The sequence below is a fragment of the Pseudomonas sp. 13159349 genome (assembly GCF_013305685.1).
Taxonomy (GTDB): Bacteria; Pseudomonadota; Gammaproteobacteria; order Pseudomonadales; family Pseudomonadaceae; genus Aquipseudomonas; species Aquipseudomonas asiatica.
This window is the reverse complement of sequence record NZ_CP045553.1, coordinates 1,866,656-1,889,799: the sequence shown is the minus strand read 5'-3', so window position 1 is coordinate 1,889,799 and position 23,144 is coordinate 1,866,656. Positions and strand designations below refer to the sequence as shown.

The window sequence follows — 23,144 nt, the reverse complement described above, 5'->3', positions numbered from 1 at the left end:
GTCAGATGCGGCGTTCGCTGTTTTGCCAGTAGGCGTCTCGAATCAGGCGGCGCACCACCTTGCCGTTGGGGTTCTTCGGCAGCTCGCTGACGAAGTCCACACCGCGCGGTTTCTTGAACCCGGCAAGAGCCTGGGCGCAATGCTCGATCACCTCGTGCTCCTGCAGCTGCATGCCAGGCTTGAGCACGATCACTGCCCGCACCGCTTCGCCCCACTGTTCGTCGGGCACGCCCACCACGGCAGCCTCGAACACTTGCGGCAGGCTGTAGAGCACCTGCTCAACTTCGCTGGGGTAGATGTTGAAGCCACCGGAAATGATCATTTCCTTCTTGCGGTCGACGATGAACACGTAGCCCTGCTGGTCCACCGTGGCCAGGTCGCCGGTGAGGTAGTAGCCATCACGCATAACCTCGGCGGTGAGATGCGGTGCGCGCCAGTAGCCCTGCATGATGTCCGGTCCCTTGACCACGATCTCGCCCACCTCGCCTGGCTGGACATCGCGGAAATCGTCGTTCACCACACGCAGGTCGGTCTCGAAGTAGCATCGTCCGCACGAGGCCAGCCGGCGGTGGTCGCCGCCTTCACACAGGTGGTCCTGCTCGGTCAGCACCGTCACCAGCGAGCAGGTTTCGCCAGCGCCGTAGCCCTGGGCAAGAATCGGCCCGAACACTTCGATAGCCCGCTTGACCAGCGCTGGCGCCATTGGCGCTGCGCCATACATCACCAGGCGCAGGCTGCTCAGGTCATAGCGCTCGACCCCGGGAAAATTGACCAGACGGTTGATCATGGCCGGCACCAGGAACAACCGGGTCACGCCCTCGCGCTGGATGGTCTCGAGCAGCAACTGGTCATCGTAGCGTTCCAGCAACAGGCTGCAGGCACCCACCGCCAGCAGCGGCATCAGCTGCATGCCGCTGGCATGGGTGATGGGGCCGACATGGGCCATGATGTCGCCTGGGCCGGCACGCCGGGTGGGGCTGGCGATGCTCTTGCGGATCAGCGCCTTGCGGTTGCCGACGCTGAGCATTGCTGCCTTGAGCACACCGGAACTGCCCGAGGTGTAGTGCAATACGGCCAGTGCATCGTCAGGCAGATCGCAACTGACCGGCTGGCTGCTGCCTTGGGCCAGCAGTGCGCCGTAGCCGATATCGCCGCCCTGCTCGCCAAGGGTAACGATCAGGCGTAGCGCAGGCACCTCCTGCCTGCGCGCCAGCAAGGCCTCGGCAGCTTGCGGGTCGGCGATCAGCGCGACGCTGCAGGCGTCATTCAGTACCTGGATCACTTCATCCAGCGCCAGGCGTGCATTGACCGGGACCTTGACCAGGCCGGCCTTGTAGAAAGCCACCTCAGCCTCCACCAGCTCGACCCGGTTGGGAGCCAGGATCGCGACATGTTCGCCGCTGGTGATGCCGTGGGCCAACAAGGCCGAGGCCAACTGATTGGTCCGCTGTTCAAGCTGCGCGAAGGTGAGGCGGGTGTGGCGGTCGATCACCGCCAAGCGCTCAGGCCAGTATCTTGCACTTCGACTGGTTAGGGTTGCGAGGTTCACGTTGTTGTTCTCGTCGCGGTTAAGACCCGGTCGATGCTAAACAGCGTGCGGTCGGAGCAAGTAATACCAGTTACGTATGCAGGCCATAACGGTTTGCACTGGACCACATCGCATGAGCGGCAGTGGTGATGACACATCGCTTGCAAATGACACCTTGTGTCATTAATATCAATTTTGTGTCCTGATAGCGCTTCGCGCCAATCAGCCTTTATAGGCCCTTCATGCAGGTACCGCCCATGACGACCACCATGCAGACCCCCAAGGATCAGCTCGTCAAACTCGCCCAGCAGCAGATGCTGACGGCGCTGGCCGACAACACCTACACTCCTCGCCAGAAACTCGCCCTTACCTGCCGCATCCTGTTCGACGGCGGCCACGACTCGGGCCTGGCCGGGCAGATCACCGCCCGCGCCGAGCAGCCTGGCACCTACTACACGCAACAACTCGGCCTGGGCTTCGACGAGATCGCCGCTTCCAACCTGCTGGTGGTCGACGAAGACCTCACCGTGCTGCAAGGCCGCGGCATGGCCAACCCGGCCAACCGCTTCCATAGCTGGCTGTACCGCGCACGCCCCGACGTCAACTGCATCATCCACACCCACCCACTGCACAGTGCCGCCCTGTCGATGCTGGAAGTGCCACTGGCGATCTCGCACATGGACCTGTGCCCGCTGTTCGACGACTGCGCGTTCCTCAAGGAATGGCCCGGCGTACCAGTGGGCAACGAAGAAGGTGAAATCATCTCCAGGGCGATCGGCGACAAGCGCGCGATCCTGCTTTCCCACCACGGTTTGCTGATCGCCGGCCGCTCGATCGAGGAAGCCTGCGTCCTTGCCATGCTGTTCGAGCGCGCGGCAAAGATGCAGCTGCTGGCCATGGGCGCCGGTGAAATTCGCCCCATCCCGGATGCCCTGGGCAAGGAAGCCCACGACTGGATCTCCACCCCCAAACGTCATGGTGCCGCGTTCAGCTATTACGCGCGCCGTGCCTTGCGTGCCCATGGCGACTGCCTGGGCTGACTGAAGCTGTACTCTTTCCCCAACAACGGCAAAGGTGCCTGGTTATGTCTACACCTGTAATTCGCGGCGTTATCGGCTACACCATCACTCCCTTCAAGGCAGACGGCGCGCTCGACCTGGATGCCCTGGGCCTGTCCATCGACCGCCTGATAGAGGACGGCGTGCACGCCATCGCACCGCTGGGCAGCACCGGCGAAGGCGCCTACCTGTCCGACAGCGAATGGGAAACGGTGGTGCGCTTCAGCCAGGCACGCATCGCCGGCCGCGTGCCCAGCGTGGTCAGCGTCTCCGACCTGACCACCGCACGCACCGTGCAGCGCGCCCGCCTGGCACAGGCCTGCGGCGCCACGGCGGTGATGGTGCTGCCCATCTCCTACTGGAAGCTCACCGAAGCCGAAGTGGTCGCCCACTACAAGGCGGTGGGCGCGGCCATCGACATTCCGATCATGCTCTACAACAACCCGGGCACCAGCGGTACCGACCTGTCGGTGGAGCTGATCCTGCGCATCCTCGGCGAAGTGCCCAATGTGACCATGGTCAAGGAAAGCACCGGCGACATCCAGCGCATGCACCGCCTGTTCAAGGCCACCGATGGCCAGGTGGCCTTCTACAACGGTTGCAACCCGCTCACCCTGGAAGCCCTGGTGGCCGGTGCCACCGGCTGGTGCACCGCCGCGCCCAACCTGATCCCGGCGCTGAACCTGGCGCTGTGGGACGCGGTGCAGCAAGGCAACCTGGCCGAAGCTCGCGCGTTGTTCTACCGGCAGTATGAACTGCTGGAGTACATCACCCGCCGTGGCCTGCCCACCACCATCAAGGCCGGTTTGAAACTGCTCGGCCAGGATGTCGGCGCTCCACGCCTGCCCCTGCAACCACTGGATGCGCAAGGCAGCGACTACCTGAAGAGCATGCTGGTAGAACTGGCCGACTGACCGTGACAACTGCCCGGCGGCGTCTTGCTGCCGGGCTTCATCCTGGCGACGTTGCTCGCCCTTGGCCAGACTCGACCTGGCGCAACACCTTCGCCAGTTTCGCCACGGCCATCGCCAGCTCGCCAGGGGTATGCGCCGCAAACCCCATCAGCAATCCCGCCTCCCCTTTCGTCGACGCATACAGGCCACTTAGCCCCAGCAGGTCGATACCAGCGGCCTGCGCCGCCTTCACGACCTGTTCTTCAGGCATCGGCCTGGTGAAAACACAAGGCATCTGCATGCCGCCTGCGGGCACACGCGCGACAAGAAAGTCCGACAGCTGTGCCTGCACCAATGCCGCCAGGGCATCGCGGCGCTCCGCATAGATCGCCCGCATCAAGCGCACATGGGCGCCGAAGTGCCCGCCTTCGATGAACCTGGCCAAGGTCAGTTGCGCCAGCGAAGCCGTATGCCCGTCCTGCAAGGTTCGCGCAGCGGTCATCGGCTCGACCAGTTGCGGCGGCAAGACCATGTAGGCAATGCGCAAGCCGGCGAACAGGGACTTGGTGAACGTGCCGATGTAAACCGTACGGTCGTGGGCATCCAGGCCTTGCACGCACGCGGTGGGTTTGCCGGCATAGTGAAACTCGCTGTCGTAATCGTCCTCGATGATCCAGGCGCGTTGTTGCCGCGCCCACTCGATCACCGCCAGACGCCGGTCCAGGGACAGGGTAACGCCAGTAGGGAACTGATGCGAAGGGGTCAGGAAAACAGCCCTGGCATGGGGAGCCAGCCGTGTTATCTGCTCGACCTGCATGCCGTCCGTGTCCACGGCCACGGCGATGCAATGCAGGCCAGCAGCACCCAGCGCCTTCCTGACCCCATGGTAGGCCGGGTCTTCGATAACCACTTGGTCGCCCGCGTCGGCCAATACGTGGGCACACAGGCTGAACGCCTGCTGTGAACTGGTAAGGATGAGCACGCGGTCAGCCGTGGCCTGTGCGCCACGTTCAAGATTGACGTAATCGGCAATAGCCCGCCGCAGTGGCTCGGTACCTTGCGCGCTACTGGGCTGCAATGCCTGGGAGCCATGTTCCTTGAACACCTGCCGTTGCAGCTTTTCCCAGGCCTGCAACTGGAAGTTGCGGGTTTCCGCCACCCCCGGCGCAAACGGCCGAGAAACGAAGAAATTGTGCACTCCGCCCTCCTGGCACAGCGCCTGGCCACGACGGCTGATTGCCGACGGTTCGTCCGGGGCTTTCACCTTGCGGCCCCGGGGCTGGGCCGGCAGGTGCTGCGCACGGGGTGAAACGAAGCTGCCACTGCCCACCCGGCGCTCGATGAATCCTTCGGCGTGCAGCTGGCCATATGCAGCCTCGACCGTATCCCGTGACACAGCCAGCGAGGCCGCCAGCGCACGGGAGGCGGGCAACGCCTTGCCCACGGGCAACGCCCCTTCGAGAACAAGCTGGCGTATCGCACGCTGGATTCTTACGTGCAAAGGCAGTGACGCGCGCTCTGGGTCGCCGATCCAGGCTTTCACCGACTCCAGTTGTGCATGCTTGAACATTGGTATGGCCATGTGTGGAAAAGTGGTGGGGCTATACCGGCCATTCTAGCGCTATAAAAACCAGCCTTTCCAACCCTATGCGCCAGAACGACCGAGACCTCGATGAACACGCCCGCACACACTGTTCCCACCCCGCTACGGCTGACAGACATCCTTCACCCCGTGGTGGCGGGGATCGTTTCGGTAATAGTCAATTATGGCGGCACCTTCATCCTGGTGTTCCAGGCCGCCAAGCTGGCCGGGCTGAGCCCGGCGCTGACCTCCTCGTGGGTCTGGTCAGTGTCGATCGGCGTCGGGCTCAGTGGCCTGGTCCTGTCCTGGTACAGCCGCGAGCCGGTGATCACCGCCTGGTCCACGCCGGCCGCTGCGTTCCTGGTCACAGCGCTGGCCAGCGTGCCCTACAGCGACGCCATCGGTGCCTACCTGCTGTCGGCAGGCGGCTTCGTGATGCTGGGAGTGACCGGTTACTTCGAGCGCCTGGTGCGGGCCATCCCGGGCGGAATTGCCGCCGGCCTGCTGGCGGGTATCCTGTTGCAATTCGGCATTGGTGCATTCGGCGGCCTGTCGGTCGACCCCGCCCTGGCCGGGCTGTTGATCGCAGCCTATGTAACATTCAAACGCTTTACCGCCCGCTATGCCGTAGTAGGCATTCTGCTGCTGGGCCTGGGCTACCTGCTACTGCAGGGCCAGGTGGACCTGACAGCGCTCAGGCTGGAATTCGCCACGCCGTTGTTCACCGCGCCCACCTTCTCCCTCAACGCCGCCCTGAGCGTGGCCCTGCCGTTGTTCCTGATCACCCTTACCGGTCAGTACATGCCAGGCATGCTGGTGCTGCGCAACGATGGCTTCAAGACCAGCGCCAATCCGATCGTGGCAGTCACTGGCCTGGGGTCGTTGCTGATGGCACCGTTCGGGTCGCACGCCTTCAACATCGCTGCCATCACCGCCGCCATCTGCACTGGCAAGGAAGCCCACGAAGACCCGGGCAAACGCTGGGTCGCGGGCATCGCTGCCGGTGTCTGCTACATCCTCGTAGGGGTATTCGGGGTCACCCTGGCCAGTGTGTTCATGGCCCTGCCGGCCACCTTCATCACCACGCTGGCCGGCCTTGCACTACTGGGCACCATCGGCGCCAGCCTGGCCAACGCAATGGCAGATGCCCGTTCACGCGAAGCGGCACTGATCACATTCCTGGCCGCGGCAGCCAACATCAACCTGTTTGGCATTGGCGGGGCATTCTGGGGGCTGGTCATTGGCTTGCTGGCCTATGCCGTACTGAACGGCCGCCTACCCGGTTTCTGCCACTTCTCCCGGTAAGCGGGCTTTCCACCATCCTGCCGTGCGCCAGGTGTGCACGCCGTACAACAGGTATCGACATGCCCAAAGCTGGCCCCAAGCTTCTTACCCAAATTGCTGCCGTACACTTCGTCAGCCATGTGCACATCATGCTTATCCCGGCGCTGCTACCCGTGCTCCCCGACTTGCTGGGGGTAGGGTTCGTCGAACTCGGCGCAGCCCTGGCCGTGTTCAATATCGTCTCCGCCCTGGTGCAGGCACCGCTAGGCTATGCCGTCGACCACTACGGTGCGCGCAAGGTGCTCAAGGCGGGCTTGCTGCTGGGCAGCATCAGTTTCCTGCTGGTTGCTGTCAGCCCCAGCTACATCCTGCTGTTGGTGGCGATGGCCATGGCCGGCCTGGCCAATGGCGTGTACCACCCGGCCGACTACGCGCTGCTGGCCAACGGCATCGAACAAGGCCGCCTGGGGCGGGCGTTCTCGATCCATACCTTTGCCGGCTTCCTCGGCTCGGCGGTAACGCCAGCTATATTTCTCGGCATCGCTGCACTATTCGGCACGCAGGCTGCCCTGATGGCGGGCTCGGCTGCGGGGGTTGCCGCCTTGCTGTTGATATCGGTTCCAGGCAATGGAATCCACCACGTTGCCAAGCCTGGCAAAGGCGGCGCTGGCCCCACTGCAGCAGGTCGCGCGCGACTGTTCACGCCCATGCTCGGGCTGCTGACGGTCCTGTTCATCTTGCTCAACCTGAGCACCAGTGCCATCGAGAAGTTCTCCGTGGCCGCCCTGGTCCAGGGCCAAGACCTGACCCTGGCCTGGGCCAACACGGCACTCACGGCCTTTCTGCTCAGCAGCGCTGCAGGTGTACTGTGCGGTGGGGCCCTGGCTGACCGGACCCGGCGTCACGGCCTGGTGGCGGCCTCGGCCTTTGCCCTGGCTGCCGCGTTGACAACGCTGGTGGCCCTCGGGCTGCTTCGGGGCTGGGGGTTGGTGGTGGTTCTCGGTGCCATTGGCTTGCTGACCGGGATCATCGCCCCGTCGAGGGACATGCTGGTGAAGGCGGCGGCACCGAGCGGCGCCGAGGGCAAAGCGTTCGGGCTGGTCTCGACCGGCTTCAGCATCGGCGGTGCCCTCGGGCCGGTGGCGTTTGGCTGGATGCTCGACCAACGCCTGCCTCATGGCATCTTCGTGGCATCGATCGTGTTCATGCTGCTGACGGTGCTGCTGACCTTGGCACAGGAGGCCTACCTGGCCAGGAAGCACCGACAGCCTGTCTAGCCCCTGGGCTGCTTTGCAGCCCTTTCGCAATGCAAGGCAGATCCAGCAGAACAGCACATGGCCATTGATTCATCTGCGCACTGGCTACTCAGGCGACCGGATTGGCATGCACCACCCGCCCACCTGCCCCCGGCCGATTGACGAACAACACATCCAGCACACTGCCGTGCAACCCCTTCAACGCATTCCAGTTCGCTGATGCATGCACGTACCTGTCTCGCAACAATCGCTGCTCATCCTCGGTCAACCCAGGCTGTTCGCATTCACCCAGGGCAAACGCATGCAACTTGCGGCTGATGCCCAGCAGTTCATCCGGCAGCCGGTGCTCGACCTGCCCGCCCAGTTGCGCAAACGGCACACCAGCGCGCACCGCCAGCTCCCGCATGATGCTCAGGTACACCCGCGACAGCTGCCCCGCCACTTCCCGTTCGCGGTACACCGCCGCATATACCTGTTTTTGCGCCTCGCTAGGCAGGCCACCGGCAATCGGAACCTCCCAGGCCAGCACACGCGGCCTGGGCGCGCCCATTTCGCCAAACGACGACGCCAGCAACGCACTGACTGTGGCATGCACACGCGTGTGCTCGGCGCGCATTCTCAGCGGCACCCGCTGAGAATGCGGTTTGCAGAGCAGCACCTGCTCCTGCGTGGTATCCGGGTAACCACCGCCAATGTTCGAGTGCACGCCTGGCAACACGATGTCATGGCCGCTGCGTACCAGCGGGAAGTTGTGCCGCTGCTCGTCCCCCGCCACCAGCTGCACCATTTGCCGGGCAATGCCCGCGCCCAGGCCAAGGCGCAAGCCACCATGGCGGTCGTCGGCAGGATCGAAGTCGCCCTGCAGCGGCGCGATAATTGCCGCAACCGTGTCGAACAGGCCGATGAAGTTGATCACGATGCCACAGGGCACAGCCAACAGGCTGCTGCCGCCATCATGCAGCAGGTTGGCCAGATGACGCACAGCCGCAGCGCCGCGGCTGAAACCGAACAAGTCGAACTCGACCCGCTCGAGCCTTGCCTTTGGGTGCGCCTGGCGCCAGTCCCGCAGTTGCCCGGCAATCCCCGCCAAGGCCTCGGTGACACGCGCCTCGGCCCCTCTACGCCCACACCCGGTGGCCGAGGCATAGGCATGATCCGCCTCCCCCGCCAGGGTGCCCACGCCCTCGACATAGCGCTTCAGAAACGCCATGGTCCCATCAGCATTGGCCCCCTGCGTCGGGTACAGTGCATGCAACAGGGCCACATTGCTCAAGGCATTGGCATAACTGCCCCCCTTGTTCCCCGGTGCATCCACCCGCATCACATTGCTCAGGTTGTTACCGGTGCCATCGAAGAACACGCCAAAACGCAGGGTGACCGGCGTGATGCGTGCAGTGCTACAGCTGTTCAGGTCCATCGTCGTGCTTCCTGCTTGTACCAAAAGCACAAGCAGGCGCCAGCACGCTGCTGCGGAACATCAGCCAATGGCCAGCGATACACAGGACATTTCCGGACCTGCATGGCCCCCGGCAAGGATAAATTTCCCTACCGCCATTGGTCGCCACCCCCCCGGATGGATTAAAGTATCACCCCTTGCCAGGGCAGCTGCTTCCAGCCGCCTGCGGCCCCATACCAGGAACCGTCACCGATGGAACACCGTGAAGCGCTGATCGCGCTGCGCACCTTTCTTTCTTCCCAGATCCTAGGCCAGGAGAAACTGGTCGAGCGGCTGTTGATCGTGCTCCTGGCAGACGGCCACATGCTGGTCGAAGGCGCGCCGGGCCTGGCCAAGACCAAGGCCATCAAAGAGCTCGCCGAAGGCATCGAGGCGCAGTTCCATCGCATCCAGTTCACCCCCGACCTGCTCCCGGCCGACATCACCGGCACCGAAATCTACCGCCCGGAAACCGGCAGCTTCGTGTTCCAGCAGGGGCCGATCTTCCACAACCTGGTGCTGGCCGACGAAATCAACCGCGCCCCGGCCAAGGTGCAGTCCGCACTGCTCGAGGCCATGGCCGAACGCCAGGTCAGCGTGGGCCGCAGCACCTACGACCTGTCGCCGCTGTTCCTGGTCATGGCCACACAGAACCCGATCGAGCAGGAAGGCACCTACCCGCTGCCCGAAGCCCAGCTCGACCGCTTCCTGATGCACGTGAAAATCGGCTTCCCCGACGCTGCGGTAGAGCGGCGCATCCTGTTGCAGGCCCGTGGTGAAGCCCTGGGCGGCGAGACCAAGCCCGAGCGCCGGGTCAGCCAGCAGGCGATCTTCGCCGCCCGCAAGGAAATCCTTGGCCTGTACATGGCCGACGCGGTGGAGGAATACCTGGTGCAACTGGTGATGGCCACCCGCACCCCGGCCAAGTTCGATGCCGAACTGGCCGACTGGATCGCCTACGGCGCCAGCCCGCGTGGTTCCATTTCGCTGGACCGCTGCGCGCGCGCCCACGCCTGGCTGGCCGGGCGCGATTTCGTCAGCCCCGAAGACATCCAGGCGGTGCTGTTCGACGTGCTGCGCCACCGCATCATCCTCTCGTTCGAGGCCGAGGCGGCAGGGATCGATCAGGACCGCGTGGTCCAGCGCATCCTCGACGTCGTCGCCGTTGCCTGAGCCCATGCCCACTGCATCGCTGGCCGAACCCGGCATCCGCATCGGCCTTGCCGAGCTGATCGACATGCGCCACCGCGTGCGCGAAATCCAGCTGTTTTCCCGGCCCGGCCAGCGCAGCCCGCTGGTGGGCCTACACCACTCCAAGCTGCGCGGGCGCGGCGTGGACTTCGACCAGGTGCGCGTCTACCAGGCTGGCGACGATGTGCGCAACATCGACTGGCGGGTTACCGCGCGTACCCAGGAGCCGCATACCAAGCTGTTCCACGAAGAGCGCGAACGGCCCATCTTCATTCTTGTCGAGCAGAGCCAACGGCTGTTCTTCGGCTCGGGGCTGATGTTCAAGTCGGTGCTGGCCGCCCAGGCTGCAGCGCTGTTCGGCTGGGCCGCGCTGGGCCATAACGACCGCATTGGCGGGTTGGTGTTCGGCGACAACGAGCACCACGAAATCAAGCCCCGGCGCAGCAAGCAGAGCCTGCTGCAACTGCTCAACCGCCTGGCCAAGGTCAACCAGGCGCTGCACACCGAGGCCACGCCCGGTGCCGACAGCCTCGGCCTGGCCCTGCGCCGCGCCCGCGAAGTGCTGCGCCCCGGCAGCCTGGCCATCGTGATCTGCGATGAGCGCTCGCTCACTGCCCAGGTGGAGCAGCACCTGGCCATGCTCTCGCGCCATTGCGACCTGCTGTTGATGCCGGTGTCCGACCCGCTCGATCATGCCCTGCCCGCCGCCGGCCTGCTGCGCTTCGCCCAGCGCAGCGCGCAGCTGGAGCTCGACACCCTGGACGCCAACCTGCGCCAGGCCTACCGCCAGCAGGCCGAAGCGCGTATCGAGCGCTGGGAGCTGATGGCGCAAAAGCTGCGCGTGCTGCTGATGCCACTGAGCACCCAAAGCGACATGATCGAGCAACTGCGCGAGTACCTGAACGCCCAGCGGCCACGGAGCGCGTCATGAAGAGCAGCGGCCAATGAACCCGCTTGATCAACTGCAGCCGCTGATCGCCCCCGCGCCGATCGGCCTTTGGCCACCGGCACCCGGCTGGTGGCTGCTGCTGGCCGTGCTGCCGCTGTTGGCCTGGGGCCTGTGGCGGGTGCGCCACTGGCGCCCGGGCAAACGCCGTATCGTGCGTGCCGAACAACCCTTGGACCCGGTACGCGTGGAAGCGCTGGCCGAACTGGCCCGCCTGCCGCGCCCCTACGACGGCGCCCCGGCCGGGGCCTGGCTGCAACAGATCAACGCCCTGCTCAAGCGCCTGTGCCGCAGCCACTACCCGGGTGCCAACAGCCATACCCTCAACGGCCGCCAGTGGCTGGCGTTTCTCGACAACCGCTGCCCGGCCGCCGGCCTGACGCGCTGGATGGTACTGGTCGAAGGCGCCTACAAACCCGAGTGCAAGCTCGACGACAAGGCCATCGCCGGGCTCAGCCAAGCCGTCGAAACCTGGATTCGCAAGCATGTTTGAACTGGCCTGGCCGTGGGTCTTCGCCCTGTTGCCGCTGCCGTGGCTGGCGCGCCTGGTGCTGCCGGCCGCCGACAGCGGCGAACCGGTGCTCAAGGTGGGCTTCCTCGACGAACTCGAAGGCCTGGCCGGGCGCCGCGCGCGGCTCAACCTGCCGACCTGGCGCCAGCAGGCGCCCTTTGTCGTCATCTGGCTGTTGCTGCTGTGCGCCGCCGCCCGCCCGCAATGGTTGGGCGAGCCGGTGCCAGTGGCTGCCAGTGGCCGCGACCTGCTGGTGGCGGTGGATGTGTCCGGGTCGATGGACTTCCCTGACATGCAGTGGCAGAACGAAGAGATCAGCCGCCTCGACCTGGTCAAAGCGCTGCTCGGCGACTTTCTGCAGGACCGCGAAGGCGACCGCGTGGGCCTGATCCTGTTCGGCAGCCAGGCCTACCTGCAGGCCCCGCTCACCTTCGACCGACGTACCGTGCGTACCTTCCTCGACGAGGCGCAGATCGGCATCGCCGGCAAGAACACCGCCATCGGCGACGCCATTGGCCTGGCGGTCAAGCGCCTGCGTCAACGGCCGGCACAAAGCCGGGTGCTGGTGCTGATCACCGACGGTGCCAACAACGGCGGGCAGATCCACCCGCTGACCGCCGCCCGCCTGGCAGCCCAGGAAGGCGTGCGCATCTACACCATCGGCATCGGCGCCAACCCCGAAGCCAGCGGCACCCCCGGCCTGCTCGGCCTGAACCCGAGCCTGGACCTGGACGAAGCCTCGCTCAAGGAAATTGCCGATATCACCCACGGCACCTACTTCCGCGCCCATGACGGCGCCGAACTGGACGCCATCGGCGACACCCTCGACCAGCTCGAACCGGTGGCCCAGCAACCGACCCAGGCGCGCACGGCCAAGGCCCTGTATGCCTGGCCCCTGGCCCTTGCCCTGCTGCTGAGCGTGCTGCTGGTGCTGGCCGTGCAATGGCCCGACAACCTGCTGCACCGCCTGCTGCGCAAGCCGCGCTTCCTGCAACCGCACCCGGAATGGCGCCAGCGCCTGAAGCGCCTGCGCCTGAGGAGGCGGCGATGATCGAACTGTGGCCCGAATGGTTGCGCCCGCTCTGGCTGCTGGCCGTACCTCTGCTCGCCTGGCTGCTGTACAAACTGTGGCACCGGCGCAAGCGCGCCGGGCGCTGGCAGATGATTCTGCCACCGGCGTTCCATGGCGTCCTGCTCGGCGGTGGCAGCGGCAGCACCAGCAAGCTGCCGTGGGTGGCGCTGGGCCTGGCCTGGGTGCTGGTGATCCTGGCGCTGCTCGGGCCGAGTTGGCAGCGCGTGGAAGAAAGCCGCCAGCGCCCGGCCGACCCACTGGTGATCCTGCTCGAACTGACCCCGCAGATGCTCGCCGAGGACAGCCCGCCCAACCGCCTGGAGCAGGCGCGGCGCAAAATCCTCGACCTGCTGGAGCACCGCCGCGACAGCCAGACCGCGCTGGTGGTCTACGCTGGCTCCGCACACACCCTGGTGCCGCTGTCCGATGACTTGGCCACCAGCCGCAACCTGCTCGAGGCGGTCGACCCATCGATCATGCCCAAGCCCGGCCAGCGCGCCGACCTGGCCGTGCAAAAAGGCCTCGCCCTGCTTGCCCAGAGCGGCCTGGGCCAGGGCCGCCTGCTGCTGATCGGCTCGTCGCTCAGCGCCCCGGAGCGCGAAGGCATCGCCCAGGCCCTCGGCCGGCAGGGCCCGAGCCTGTTGATGCTGGGCATCGGCAGCAGCGAAGGCGCACCGGTGCGCCAGGCCAATGGCGAATACCTGAAGGACGACCAGGGCGGCATCCTGTTGCCACGCCTGGACAGCGCCAGCCTCAAGGGCTTCATCAACGGCACCGGCGGGCGCTACCGGCATGCTCGCATCGACGACCTCGACCTGCGAGGCCTGGGCCTGTTCGACAGCCCGCGCACCGGGCGCAATGATGGCCAGACCCTGCAATTGGACAGCTGGGCCGACCAGGGGTACTGGCTGCTGCTGCCGCTGTTGCTGCTGGCCGCCTGTGCCGGCCGACGCGGCTGGCTGTTCTGCCTGCCGCTGCTGCTGGCCCTGCCCCAGCCCAGCCAGGCCTTCGAGTTCAACGACCTGTGGCTGCGCCCCGACCAGCAAGGCCAGCGCCTGCTGGAGCAGAACCGCCCGGCCAGCGCCGCGCGCCAGTTCCAGGACCCGCAATGGCGCGGCATGGCCCTGTACCAGGCCGGCGACTATGCCGGCGCTGCCGAAGCCTTTTCCCAAGGCGACACCGCCGCCGCACACTACAATCGAGGCAACGCCCTGGCCCGCAGCGGTGAGCTGGAAGCCGCGCTGGACGCCTACGAACAAGCCCTGGAACGCCAACCCGACCTGCAAGCGGCGCTGGACAACCAGGCACTGGTGCAGCAACTGCTGCAACAGCGCGAGGCCACTGCCGAGGAACAACCGGCCAGCAGCGATACCCAAGGCACGCCCGGCAGCGAAACCGAAGGCAACAGCAGCTCGGCCAGCAGCCCGGCCCAGGGCACGCCCGGCAACGACGAACAGGCCAGCGCCGAACAGCCCGGCGAAGGCAGCAGCAACAGCCAGGTAACGCCCGGCAACCAAGCGGGCGCGGACGACAGCGTCATCCAGCCGCCGCAGCGCCCGGTATCGACCAGCCTTGATACCGAACAGCGCCAGGCCTTGGAACAATGGCTGCGGGAGATCCCCGACAACCCGGCGGAGCTGCTGCGGCGCAAATTCTGGTATGAACAGCAATTGCATCAGGAAACCTCACGATGAGTCGCTTCGGCGTCTTTCTCCTCTGTCTGCTGTGGGCCGTGCTGGCCCAGGCCGAACCGTTGCTGCGCGCCAGCGTCGACCGTACCCGCCTGGAAGCCGGCGAAAGCCTGGAGCTGACTCTGGAAAGCCAGGACGTCACCCAGTTCGGCAAGCCCGACCTGCGCGCGCTGGAGGGTGACTTCGAAGTGCGCGGCACGCGCCAGCTGAACAGCCTGCACAGCCTCGACGGCGAAACCCGCGCCAGTACCCGCTGGATCATCACCCTGCTGCCGCGACGCAGCGGCAGCCTGCGCATCCCCGAACTGCAACTGGGCCAGTCGCACAGCCAGGCCATCGAACTGCAAGTGCTGCAGGCCGATGCCAGCCGCCAGGACAGTGCCTCGCAGGTGTTCATCGAAGCCACGCTCGACAGCAGCGAGGTCTACGTACAGGCCCAGGCCGTGCTCACCCTGCGCATCTACCATTCGGTGGCACTGTACGACGACAGCAGCCTCAGCCCGCTGCAACTGGAAAACGCCAAAGTCGAACCGCTGGGTGAATCGCGCACCTATGAAAAGGAAATCAACGGCGTCCGCCACGGCGTGATCGAAACCCGCTATGCCGTGTATGCCCAACAAAGCGGCACCCTCGACATCCCACCGTTGACTTTCACCGCCACCGCCGCCGCTAGCCAGGACGAGGCCCCGCAAGCCAACGGCACGACCCGGGCCGGCCACCAGGTGCAGGTCAGTTCGTTGCCATTGCGCCTGGCCGTGCGGCCGATTCCGGCGGCCTGGCCTGCTGGCGTGCCCTGGCTACCGGCCCGCAGCCTGACACTTGAAGAGCACTGGAACCCCGACCCTGGCAACCAGCAGGTGCAGATTGGCGACTCGCTGACCCGCAACATCACCCTGCGTGCCGAAGGCTTGTCCAGCACCCAGCTGCCACCGCTGCCAGCCACCGAAATCACCGGCCTGCGCCGGTACCCCGACCAGCCATTGCTGCGCAACGAAATCAGCGAACGAGGGATGATTGCCAACCGCGAAGAGCGCGAAGCCTTGGTGCCGACCCACAGCGGCGCGCTGGCCCTGCCGGCGCTGGAAGTGGCCTGGTGGAATACCCGAGAAGACCACCTGGAGCACAGCAGCCTGCCGGCGCGCACGCTGAATGTGCAGGACAACCCGGCGCTGAGCGCCGACACCCCGGTCGGCGACAACAGCAGTGCCAGCAGCTTGCTGTGGCCCTGGCAGCTGGCCACCCTGGTGTTCGCCCTCACCACCGTGCTGGGCTTTGCCCTGTGGTGGCGCGCCCGCTCGCAGCCAGCGGTGCTGCGTGCCGCGCAGGCCGGGCCGAGCCCACGTACCTTGCTGGATGATCTCAAGCGCGCGTGCCAGGCCAACGACCCACAGGCAACCCGCCAGGCGCTGGACGCCTGGGCCCGCCAGCAGCCGGAGACCCTGGCCGAGATGGCGGCGCGGTTCGTGCCGTTGTCGGATGCACTGGATGGGTTGAATGGGGCGCTGTATAGCGAGAGCGGGCAGTATTGGCAGGGTGAAGATTTGTGGCGGGCGATCGGTACGATTCCCCCGGCTGAGCAGGTATTGCTGCCGACCGGCGAGAACGGCAGCCTGCCGCCGCTCTATCCCAAGTGATGTGCTGCCTGTGCAGGCCTCTTCGCGGGCATGCCCGCTCCCACAGTGACCGCGCCGGCCTGTAGGAGCAGCCTTGTGCTGCGAAGAGGCCATGACTGCCACAGACAGTCTTCTGTCATACCGGCCTCTTCGCAGCACAAGGCTGCTCCTACAGTCATTGGCTGCTTACACCCCCCCTGTGGGAGCGGGCGTGCCCGCGAACACCGGCGCAGCCGGTGCCACCGTAAGATATTTCTGAACCTGCCCCCCAATGCTTCAGGATCAACCCGCTTAGGAATTATCCTACGCGCGCTGCCGAACTATCACTGTTGTCGGGGAAACACCTCACGGATAAAGCTTCCGGGGCGCTTCGGTGACCGGGTGTGAGAACCCGACGATAAGCAAATTCCGTCAGCTTTCATGGCGGCCGCGCGCGGGCAGACTTCGGTCTGGCCGAGTTTTCCTTTGCTTCCTCGGTTTCTCACCCCGCGCACGGCTGCCACCTAAACCCGTGAGAAGGTTGCGGTGGTGGCATTCTCTGATCAAGCAAAGGGTTTGAATCATAAAAAAGGATCGTCCCCGATCCACCCGTAAAACTAACGGCCCGTCCCTTCTACACCATCAACCAGGACACACCCTCGGTTGACGCCCTGATCCACACCCTCCAGCTGATGGCCGGCATCGAAGACTCGCTGGACGAATACATCTGCGCCAATGCCGGCGAGCCCGGCATCAACATGCTGGTCAACGCGGTGCATCACGTACAGATGACCAAGGCCTTGGCCGAGTTGCTGTTGCACCGGCAAACCGGGGATATCACCCGGCACTGACTACACAGCCCCAAGACATGCGCGACCCCTGCAGGAGCGGCCTTGTGTCGCGAAAGGGGTGCGAAGCGCCCCCAGGATCTGCGCATCACCGCAAAATCGCCGGGGCCGCCTTGCGGCCCTTTCGCGACACAAGGCCGCTCCTACAGAGACCGTGATCAGGGCTTCATCAACCTGCGAGCACCGGTTGAACTGGCTGACGGCTCAGATGAACCGCTGCCCCTCGAACGGGTTCCAGCTCTGCTGCCCTTTGGTCTGCTTCAGGTAGTAGGCACGGTTGGTCAGGAAGCTGTACAGAAACGCAAACGCCATGCTGATGCCGTTATCCACCGGGCGCGGGATCTCGCTACCCGTCGCGATCTCGTAGTAGCTCAGGAGAACGCCGATGGCGATCATGATGGCCAGCATGACCAGGTTCTTCTTCCACAGCCCCAGCACGAACCAGTAGATCGGGCCGAAGAAAAAGGCGATGAAGTTGTTGTTGATCAGCAGCTTCTTGCCAAATGGCAAGGCGCGGAAAGCGGCTTTGTAGGGCTCGGAGGTGGGTGCGCCGTACTGATCGAAGAAAGCGAAACGCTCCCGCCATTTTGGCTTGAGGTTATCTGGGGTGGATTGGGTTTGTGGGATGCCTTCCATTGGTGACTCCTGTGATCGTCGTCCGTGAGTGTCGAATAGCCATGATCATGGCCGGTTCGGAGGGTAAATCAGCATGCCTTTGAGGGCAAGCTTGATACCTCCCGCAAAGCGAGAGCCAAGTCACGAAACACTCAAGGCTTCCAGATCGGCGCGATCAGAAATTCGTTGTTCACCAATTGATGTCGGTCAGGCGACCCAGCGGGTGGTCGTAGTGCAGGTGTACGCGGGTGCCGCCGGTGGCGCTGATGTCGGTCAGCGTACCGTCAGGCGTGCGGGTGAAATGCAGGAAGTGGCCGAGAACGTTCTCGATGCGTTGCAGCGGCACTTCGGTGTTGGTGTCTGGCACTTCGCCGAAGTAGAAGAACAGGTTGTCCCGCGTTTGCAGGATGTAGTGGCCGCCCTCGGTGCACACCAGGTACACCTGCTCGTGCGGGTTGCGCTGACCGTATTTGCCCTAAAAATATTTGGCTCCGCCAGCAATTTGGCAGAGCCAGTCTATTTTAACTGTTAAAGATCACGCCATCAAAGTCGTACAAAAAAAAATTTACACAGAAAATAACTCTCGGGAAAACTCGACGGCACAGGCATCTAATCCTTAAACTGCACCCCGCGCACCAAGCCATTCTCCAAAACAGACTTGACGCGAGCAGTCACCACAATCGTAGGGCTGTCCTCTTCAGCCCTAACGACATCACTAGAAAGCACCGCCTCATTATCCAAAACTATCTTACTGAACCACCTCGGACCATCTGGCATATAGCTAAGTAACGGCTCACTAACCGATTCTTTCAAGTTAAAGGCTGGTGATTTACCTATAACATTGAATATCTTGTAACCAGTATAGGAAGCCTCACCTATCAGTAGATCCGCATCCACAAACTGAACACCAGAAATACTTTCTCTCCTCATTAGTTCGTAGAGCCGCGGCGAAATCAAATTGGGCCCATCACTGAAAAAAAAATCATAGCTAAGGAGCTTGGAAGTACTGACCCTTTTCGGCCCCTCGAAACAGACTTTTATATCCTTGCTTACAACCACGCACTCTTTGAAAATCCCAGAATCCTCACCAGACAACATCTTTGTCTTCAGCCAATAACTTTCAGGATAGTCATCTGAAATAGAAAGTATAAAATTTTTAGCCACAAGTCGCTCCCCGAACAGAGTTTTTATTCAGCATCGTTTTACCTGCACGCAGACCTTTTCTCTCATCAACCATGACTCCGTGAATAGCCTTCTGGTAGTCCGCTTTGGTCCAGCCATTTTTCTTGCCGTATTCGTGAATAATATCCAGTTTCTTCTCTACAGCCGAATTATATTGCGCGTGAGAGCCACGATGCACCGTTCGCACCGGATGGTTCTCCTCATACTTAGGCAGATAAATAATATTGGACAGCTTATGAATATTCACCTCGCCCGCCTGCATGGCCGCATGATTAGATAGCTGCTGCGGGATAATATGATGCTTCTGGAAACCATCTATCGCAGGCATCGTATTATAGGTAATCCATCCCAAAGGATCCAGCCAGCTAACAGGGTTCGGCGCATATTGATATAAGTTTATTCCGCCTAACAAGCCTATTGGGTCATGCGATATATATTTACCGACCTCCGAATCATAGTAGCGGAACGTGTTGTAGTGCAGTCCCGTTTCGCTATCAAAGTACTGACCTTGGAAACGCAAATTCTGCTCGATCTCATTGATCGGCAGACCCTCTATTGCCCCCCACGAGCGATACGTCGCCTGCCAGACGATCTTACCGTCACTGTCCGTGACCTCCAGCGGCGTACCAATCTGGTCAGTATGGAAATAATAAAGCTTCTGCTCCTCTCCTTCCGCCTGATCAACCCGCGCCAACGGCGCATAGCTACCCGGCTCATACAGGTACAGGATGCTCTGCCCGGGCGTTTCCTCGCGCAGCATCCTCAGCCCTTGCCAGAGGAAGCGCTTCTGCTCGACCTGCCCATTGATCTCAGCCAGCTTGGCCACCCGCCGCCCCAGGCTGTCATAACGGTAGTGCCCGGCACTCTCCAGCTTGCCATTGCCCCATGTCTCCGCCCGCACCAGCCGGTTTTCACCGTCATAACCGAAGCGCTGCAACCGGTTGCCATATTCCGAGCATTTTTCGATCAGGTTGCCCCACGGGTCGTAACGGTACTCCTGGTCCCGCCAGTGTGTGATGCGGTTGTCCCTGGACTTGGCAAATTGCCGGGCATTGAAATCCAGGCGGTTGCCCGCAGGGTCGTAACGAAACTCTTCGCTGCCAACCAGCGAGCCCGTATCGCGGCTGCGCAACTGGCCTTCGCTTCGTACTCGTACTTGATCTCGCCACACAGCTTGTCGAGCGTACGCACCAGTTCACCTGCCGGGTCGTACTGATAACGGCGGTGAATCGGGTTGTAGGCATGCTCCACCAGCAGCGAGGTATTGATGCCAGTGTTGTGCACTTGCGACAGCTTGTCGGCCGGCAGCATCGATGCGTATTGCCACGCCTTGCGCCCCATCGCGTCATAACCGAAACAACTGGTGAGCTTGCCTTGGGTCCGGTACACCTCCCGGTGCAGGTCGTCACGCTCCATGTCGCTGATCACCTGGCCATCCAGGTTCAGCTGGTGCAGGTGCCCGCTGCCGTAGTACAGGTGGTTGACCTTGCGGCCATCCGGCAGGGTCAGCGTAGTCAGGTTGCCGAGCGGATCGTACTCGTAGCCGAGCGTGCCGTCGGGGGTGATTTCTTTGGTCAGCCGCCCCAGCAGATCGTAGGCGTACTCCAGCTTCTCTTCCGTGATCCCTAGCTGCTTGCCGATCCCGGTCGGCTGCCGCTCGATGCTCAGCAACCGGTCTCCGTCGTCGTACGCGAAGGTCTGGCTCGCATCGCGGTTGATCTTGGCGACCAACCGGCCAATGCTGTCACGCTCGAACAGCGTATGCCGCTCCGGCCGCTCGGCATTTTCGCCATAACCAATCTCATCCAGCCGGGTCAGATGGCCGCCGAGGTTGTAGCTGAAACGCCGGGTCAGGTTATCCACCCGCACTTCTTCAGTCAGCCGGTCCGAGGCGTCATAGGCAAAGCGGTACGTGGCGTTGTTCTCGTTCACCAACCCGGTCAGGCGCCAAGCCTTGTCGTACTCGTAACGAACCACACCTCCTTTCGGGTCCCGGCGGTTACTCGGCAAACCACGGGAAGTGCGTAGCAGGCGGGTGATCTGGCCTTTGCCATCGGTGTGGTCGAGCACCTGACCAAGGTCGTTGTAGGTGAAAGTTTCCGCCGTGCCGTCGGGGTGACTGATGCGCAGCACCTCACCGTCAGGCTTGCGCTCCAGCGTGGTGGTCTGGTTCAGCGCATCGGTTACCGCGACGAGGTGCTGGCGTTCGTCGTAGCGGTACCAGGTGTTCTTGCCCGAACAATCCTGGTAACGCTCGACCTGGGCCAAGGTGTTCCACCACAGGTACTTGGACTTGTAGGTCGCGTCGATGATGGTGTGCGGCAGGCCGTCATCGCTGTTCAGGTATTCGGTCATTTGACCCAGGGCATCGAATTCGGCGAGCAGGTTGCCCTTGGCGTCGTAGCGCGCCCGCCAGGTGCTGCCATCCGGGTAACTGACCTGGGTCACCAGCGTGGTCAGGTGGTGATATTCGTAGGTGGTCTTGCGGCCCAGCGGGTCGGTCTCTTCGAGCAGACGGGAGAATTCGTCGTACTTGAATTGCAGGCAGCTACCGTCCGCCAAGGTCAGGTCGACCATGTTGCCATTGTCGTCTAGCTCGGCGGCGTAGCGTTCGCCGCCGTAGTCGCGGCTGGCGATCACCCGGTGGTCGGGGTTGTACTGCACTTCCAGCTCGCGGCCGAGCACGTCGGTGGCCCAGCTGGTACGGGCATCGAGGTCGTAGCGGAAGTGGTAGTGTTCGCCATCGGTGGTCCAGTGCTCGACCACCCGCGGCTGGCCGCCGAGGGTTTCCCAGCGGTAATGGCAGCCCAGGCCCAGCGCATTGCTGTGGGTCACCATCAGGCCTTCGGCGTAGCTGAAACTGCGCACGGTGTGGCCGTTGCGGTTGATCACCGCGCTCAGCTGGCCGTGTTCATCGTAGCGGTACTGGGTGAGCGTTTCGACGGCCTGGTCGTTCACCACGCGCTTGATGTCGGTCAGGCGGCCCAGCGGGTGGTCGTAGTGCAGGTGCACGCGGGTACCGCCGGTGGCGCTGATGTCGGTCAGCGTACCATCGGGCGTGCGGGTGAAATGCAGGAAGTGACCGAGAACGTTCTCGATGCGTTGCAGCGGCACTTCGGTGTTGGTGTCTGGCACTTCGCCGAAGTAGAAGAACAGGTTGTCCAGCGTTTGCAGGATGTAGTGGCCGCCCTCGGTGCAGACCAGGTACACCTGCTCGTGCGGGTTGTAGATCCGTTCGCCCGGTTGCAGGGTCACGAACGGAACTTTGCGGCCTTGGTTGTCGGTGAGGTAAATGAATGAGCCCCGCCGACGCAGACTTTGCTCCCAGGGCAGCACTCAGCCGCGCCCGAGCACGCTGTCGACGGTAAGGTCGCTGGCGTAGAAACGTGACCACTCGATCGGCATCAGCCCGGGCAGGCTGAAGTCGATCTCGTCGGGGATCAGCTTGCGACCGGTGGTGAGGTCGACCGGGTTGCCAACCAGTCCACCCAAAACCCTGCGTGCCACGGGTTCGACCATGTAGCGGGCGGCCACTTCGCCGGCAATGAAGCCGGCCGTGAATTTCAGGGCACAAGGTAGGGCGGCCTTCATACCGGCCTGGGTACCCATCTTGAGCACATTCGCGAGGCCACTGGCTGCGCCAGCAATCGCCATCAGCACATCCACGGTGGTGCGCAGCCACTCCGGGACTTCGTCATCCACGGGCAGGTAGCGGTAAGTGCCACCGCCGATGAAGACGTTGTTCGAACCCCCGGAAATGGTCGCGCCGCAGGTCAGCTTGTCGCCCTTGCGCGCCGCCGCGACGCCATTGATGAAGACATTGGTCGAGCCTTCGGCGATCTGCACCGGGCCAGGATGTTTGTCGCAGGTGCCGATGCTTTTTTCGACGCGGGCGGCCTTGCGGCTGTTGATGAACACGTTGGGTGAGGCAGTCGTTATCGTCCCTGAGGGGGATGAGAACAGACTTCCCAGTGCCTCGCCGGCAGCGGTCAGCAAGCTGCCCCCGAGACCTGCTGCGAGGCCGGCCAGCAAAGCCACGCCTAACCCGCAGGTGAAGGTGGCGATGGCCACCGTGGCCACCAGTGCGATACCCAGGGCAGCGCCCAGCAGAAAGCCGCCCAATGCGCCGGTGTGTGAAATCTCGTCGCCAAACCTGGCCGCTTCGAACATGAGGGGTTACTCCTGTTCGGCCAAGTTGTGCAACGTGAATGAACGACAAGACTGAAGCAGCGAGCGCTCGGTCAGATCCTTGATCATTGTTGCGTCCTTGAGGCTTGAAACCCAAGGACGCTAGGAAAACGCCGTTAGGCCGTCAATGAACAAGGCGTTCAGTGCGCGGACCTGCTTGTAGGAAAGCACTTACCCGCCAGGAGCGACTGCCTTGCCGCATAGGCTTGGGTTACCATACCGCCCTTGCGGAACACCCATCACCCAAGCCAAGCCCCCGCTTGCTCGACTCG

The 23,144-nt window shown here is 63.4% G+C and carries 16 protein-coding genes and 2 pseudogenes; 11 read left to right on the top strand and 7 right to left on the bottom strand.

Annotated features, from left to right (window positions below):
- Position 1: 1 nt before the first annotated feature.
- On the bottom strand, positions 2–1,549 hold the full coding sequence (locus GEV38_RS08995) for an AMP-binding protein (RefSeq protein ID WP_054573344.1): 1,548 nt from the start codon (positions 1,547–1,549) through the stop codon (positions 2–4).
- 236 nt (positions 1,550–1,785) lie between these two features.
- Here GEV38_RS08995 and GEV38_RS08990 point away from each other — a divergent pair, with 236 nt between their 5' ends.
- Together GEV38_RS08990 and GEV38_RS08985 are read left to right on the top strand one after the other, a co-directional pair.
- The gene (locus GEV38_RS08990) at positions 1,786–2,568 is read left to right on the top strand and encodes an aldolase (protein ID WP_015269467.1); all 783 of its coding nucleotides are present in this window, start codon (positions 1,786–1,788) and stop codon (positions 2,566–2,568) included.
- Between the two features lie 44 nt (positions 2,569–2,612).
- A complete protein-coding gene (locus tag GEV38_RS08985) occupies positions 2,613–3,500 on the top strand; it encodes a dihydrodipicolinate synthase family protein (protein ID WP_054573345.1) in 888 nt (295 codons plus the stop codon).
- A gap of 37 nt (positions 3,501–3,537) precedes the next feature.
- Here the strand turns inward: GEV38_RS08985 and GEV38_RS08980 are convergent, their stop codons facing one another.
- Entirely contained in the window at positions 3,538–5,049 is a 1,512-nt protein-coding gene (locus tag GEV38_RS08980; protein WP_054573346.1) for a PLP-dependent aminotransferase family protein, read from the bottom strand.
- A gap of 102 nt (positions 5,050–5,151) precedes the next feature.
- Between GEV38_RS08980 and GEV38_RS08975 the strand changes: the two genes are divergently transcribed.
- Both GEV38_RS08975 and GEV38_RS08970 read left to right on the top strand, forming a co-directional pair.
- Entirely contained in the window at positions 5,152–6,366 is a 1,215-nt protein-coding gene (locus GEV38_RS08975; RefSeq protein WP_043935451.1) for a benzoate/H(+) symporter BenE family transporter, read from the top strand.
- A 59-nt stretch (positions 6,367–6,425) separates the two neighbouring features.
- Entirely contained in the window at positions 6,426–7,622 is a 1,197-nt protein-coding gene (locus tag GEV38_RS08970; RefSeq protein WP_054573347.1) for an MFS transporter, read from the top strand.
- Between the two features lie 88 nt (positions 7,623–7,710).
- On the opposite strand, the gene GEV38_RS08965 is transcribed toward GEV38_RS08970, so the two are convergent.
- Positions 7,711–9,018: a DUF2235 domain-containing protein gene (locus GEV38_RS08965; RefSeq protein ID WP_173895775.1), complete on the bottom strand. Its 1,308-nt coding sequence runs from the start codon at positions 9,016–9,018 to the stop codon at positions 7,711–7,713.
- Positions 9,019–9,249: 231 nt separating this feature from the next.
- Here GEV38_RS08965 and GEV38_RS08960 point away from each other — a divergent pair, with 231 nt between their 5' ends.
- The 7 genes from GEV38_RS08960 to GEV38_RS08930 all read left to right on the top strand — a co-directional run bounded on the left by GEV38_RS08960 (position 9,250) and on the right by GEV38_RS08930 (position 16,890).
- Entirely contained in the window at positions 9,250–10,209 is a 960-nt protein-coding gene (locus tag GEV38_RS08960) for a MoxR family ATPase (protein ID WP_013971644.1), read from the top strand.
- Between the two features lie 4 nt (positions 10,210–10,213).
- Complete coding sequence (locus GEV38_RS08955) at positions 10,214–11,158, top strand: DUF58 domain-containing protein (RefSeq protein WP_013971643.1); 945 nt, start codon at positions 10,214–10,216, stop codon at positions 11,156–11,158.
- Positions 11,159–11,171: 13 nt separating this feature from the next.
- Positions 11,172–11,666, top strand: a complete 495-nt coding sequence (locus tag GEV38_RS08950) for a DUF4381 domain-containing protein (RefSeq protein WP_015269461.1) — start codon at positions 11,172–11,174, stop codon at positions 11,664–11,666.
- Positions 11,659–12,735, top strand: a complete 1,077-nt coding sequence (locus GEV38_RS08945) for a VWA domain-containing protein (RefSeq protein ID WP_015269460.1) — start codon at positions 11,659–11,661, stop codon at positions 12,733–12,735. Before GEV38_RS08950 ends, GEV38_RS08945 begins: the two co-directional genes overlap by 8 nt.
- Entirely contained in the window at positions 12,732–14,450 is a 1,719-nt protein-coding gene (locus GEV38_RS08940) for a tetratricopeptide repeat protein (protein ID WP_054573348.1), read from the top strand. The genes GEV38_RS08945 and GEV38_RS08940 overlap by 4 nt, the downstream gene beginning before the upstream one ends.
- Complete coding sequence (locus GEV38_RS08935) at positions 14,447–16,081, top strand: BatD family protein (protein WP_054573349.1); 1,635 nt, start codon at positions 14,447–14,449, stop codon at positions 16,079–16,081. The genes GEV38_RS08940 and GEV38_RS08935 overlap by 4 nt, the downstream gene beginning before the upstream one ends.
- 650 nt (positions 16,082–16,731) lie before the next feature.
- On the top strand, positions 16,732–16,890 hold the full coding sequence (locus GEV38_RS08930; RefSeq protein WP_015269457.1) for a hypothetical protein: 159 nt from the start codon (positions 16,732–16,734) through the stop codon (positions 16,888–16,890).
- A gap of 201 nt (positions 16,891–17,091) precedes the next feature.
- Here the strand turns inward: GEV38_RS08930 and GEV38_RS08925 are convergent, their stop codons facing one another.
- The 4 genes and pseudogenes from GEV38_RS08925 to GEV38_RS27615 form a co-directional block, all read right to left on the bottom strand.
- Positions 17,092–17,523 (bottom strand): DUF2628 domain-containing protein, encoded by a 432-nt coding sequence (locus tag GEV38_RS08925; RefSeq protein WP_015269456.1) that lies wholly within the window; start codon positions 17,521–17,523, stop codon positions 17,092–17,094.
- 178 nt (positions 17,524–17,701) lie between these two features.
- Positions 17,702–17,968 (bottom strand): annotated as a pseudogene (locus GEV38_RS08920) (hypothetical protein); the annotation flags it as partial.
- 143 nt (positions 17,969–18,111) lie between these two features.
- A complete protein-coding gene (locus GEV38_RS08915) occupies positions 18,112–18,666 on the bottom strand; it encodes a hypothetical protein (protein WP_043935448.1) in 555 nt (184 codons plus the stop codon).
- Positions 18,659–22,854: pseudogene (locus GEV38_RS27615) on the bottom strand (RHS repeat-associated core domain-containing protein). The gene GEV38_RS08915 and the pseudogene GEV38_RS27615 overlap by 8 nt, the downstream one beginning before the upstream one ends.
- Positions 22,855–23,144 lie beyond the last annotated feature (290 nt).

Coding starts and splice junctions, on each gene's coding strand:
- GEV38_RS08985 (WP_054573345.1), top strand. CDS start 2,613: ATGTCTACACCTGTAATTCGCGGCGTTATCGGCTACACCATCACTCCC.
- GEV38_RS08990 (WP_015269467.1), top strand. CDS start 1,786: ATGACGACCACCATGCAGACCCCCAAGGATCAGCTCGTCAAACTCGCC.
- GEV38_RS08930 (WP_015269457.1), top strand. CDS start 16,732: ATGGCCGGCATCGAAGACTCGCTGGACGAATACATCTGCGCCAATGCC.
- GEV38_RS08935 (WP_054573349.1), top strand. CDS start 14,447: ATGAGTCGCTTCGGCGTCTTTCTCCTCTGTCTGCTGTGGGCCGTGCTG.
- GEV38_RS08940 (WP_054573348.1), top strand. CDS start 12,732: ATGATCGAACTGTGGCCCGAATGGTTGCGCCCGCTCTGGCTGCTGGCC.
- GEV38_RS08950 (WP_015269461.1), top strand. CDS start 11,172: ATGAACCCGCTTGATCAACTGCAGCCGCTGATCGCCCCCGCGCCGATC.
- GEV38_RS08955 (WP_013971643.1), top strand. CDS start 10,214: ATGCCCACTGCATCGCTGGCCGAACCCGGCATCCGCATCGGCCTTGCC.
- GEV38_RS08970 (WP_054573347.1), top strand. CDS start 6,426: ATGCCCAAAGCTGGCCCCAAGCTTCTTACCCAAATTGCTGCCGTACAC.
- GEV38_RS08945 (WP_015269460.1), top strand. CDS start 11,659: ATGTTTGAACTGGCCTGGCCGTGGGTCTTCGCCCTGTTGCCGCTGCCG.
- GEV38_RS08980 (WP_054573346.1), bottom strand. CDS start 5,049: ATGTTCAAGCATGCACAACTGGAGTCGGTGAAAGCCTGGATCGGCGAC.
- GEV38_RS08965 (WP_173895775.1), bottom strand. CDS start 9,018: ATGGACCTGAACAGCTGTAGCACTGCACGCATCACGCCGGTCACCCTG.
- GEV38_RS08975 (WP_043935451.1), top strand. CDS start 5,152: ATGAACACGCCCGCACACACTGTTCCCACCCCGCTACGGCTGACAGAC.
- GEV38_RS08960 (WP_013971644.1), top strand. CDS start 9,250: ATGGAACACCGTGAAGCGCTGATCGCGCTGCGCACCTTTCTTTCTTCC.
- GEV38_RS08925 (WP_015269456.1), bottom strand. CDS start 17,523: ATGGAAGGCATCCCACAAACCCAATCCACCCCAGATAACCTCAAGCCA.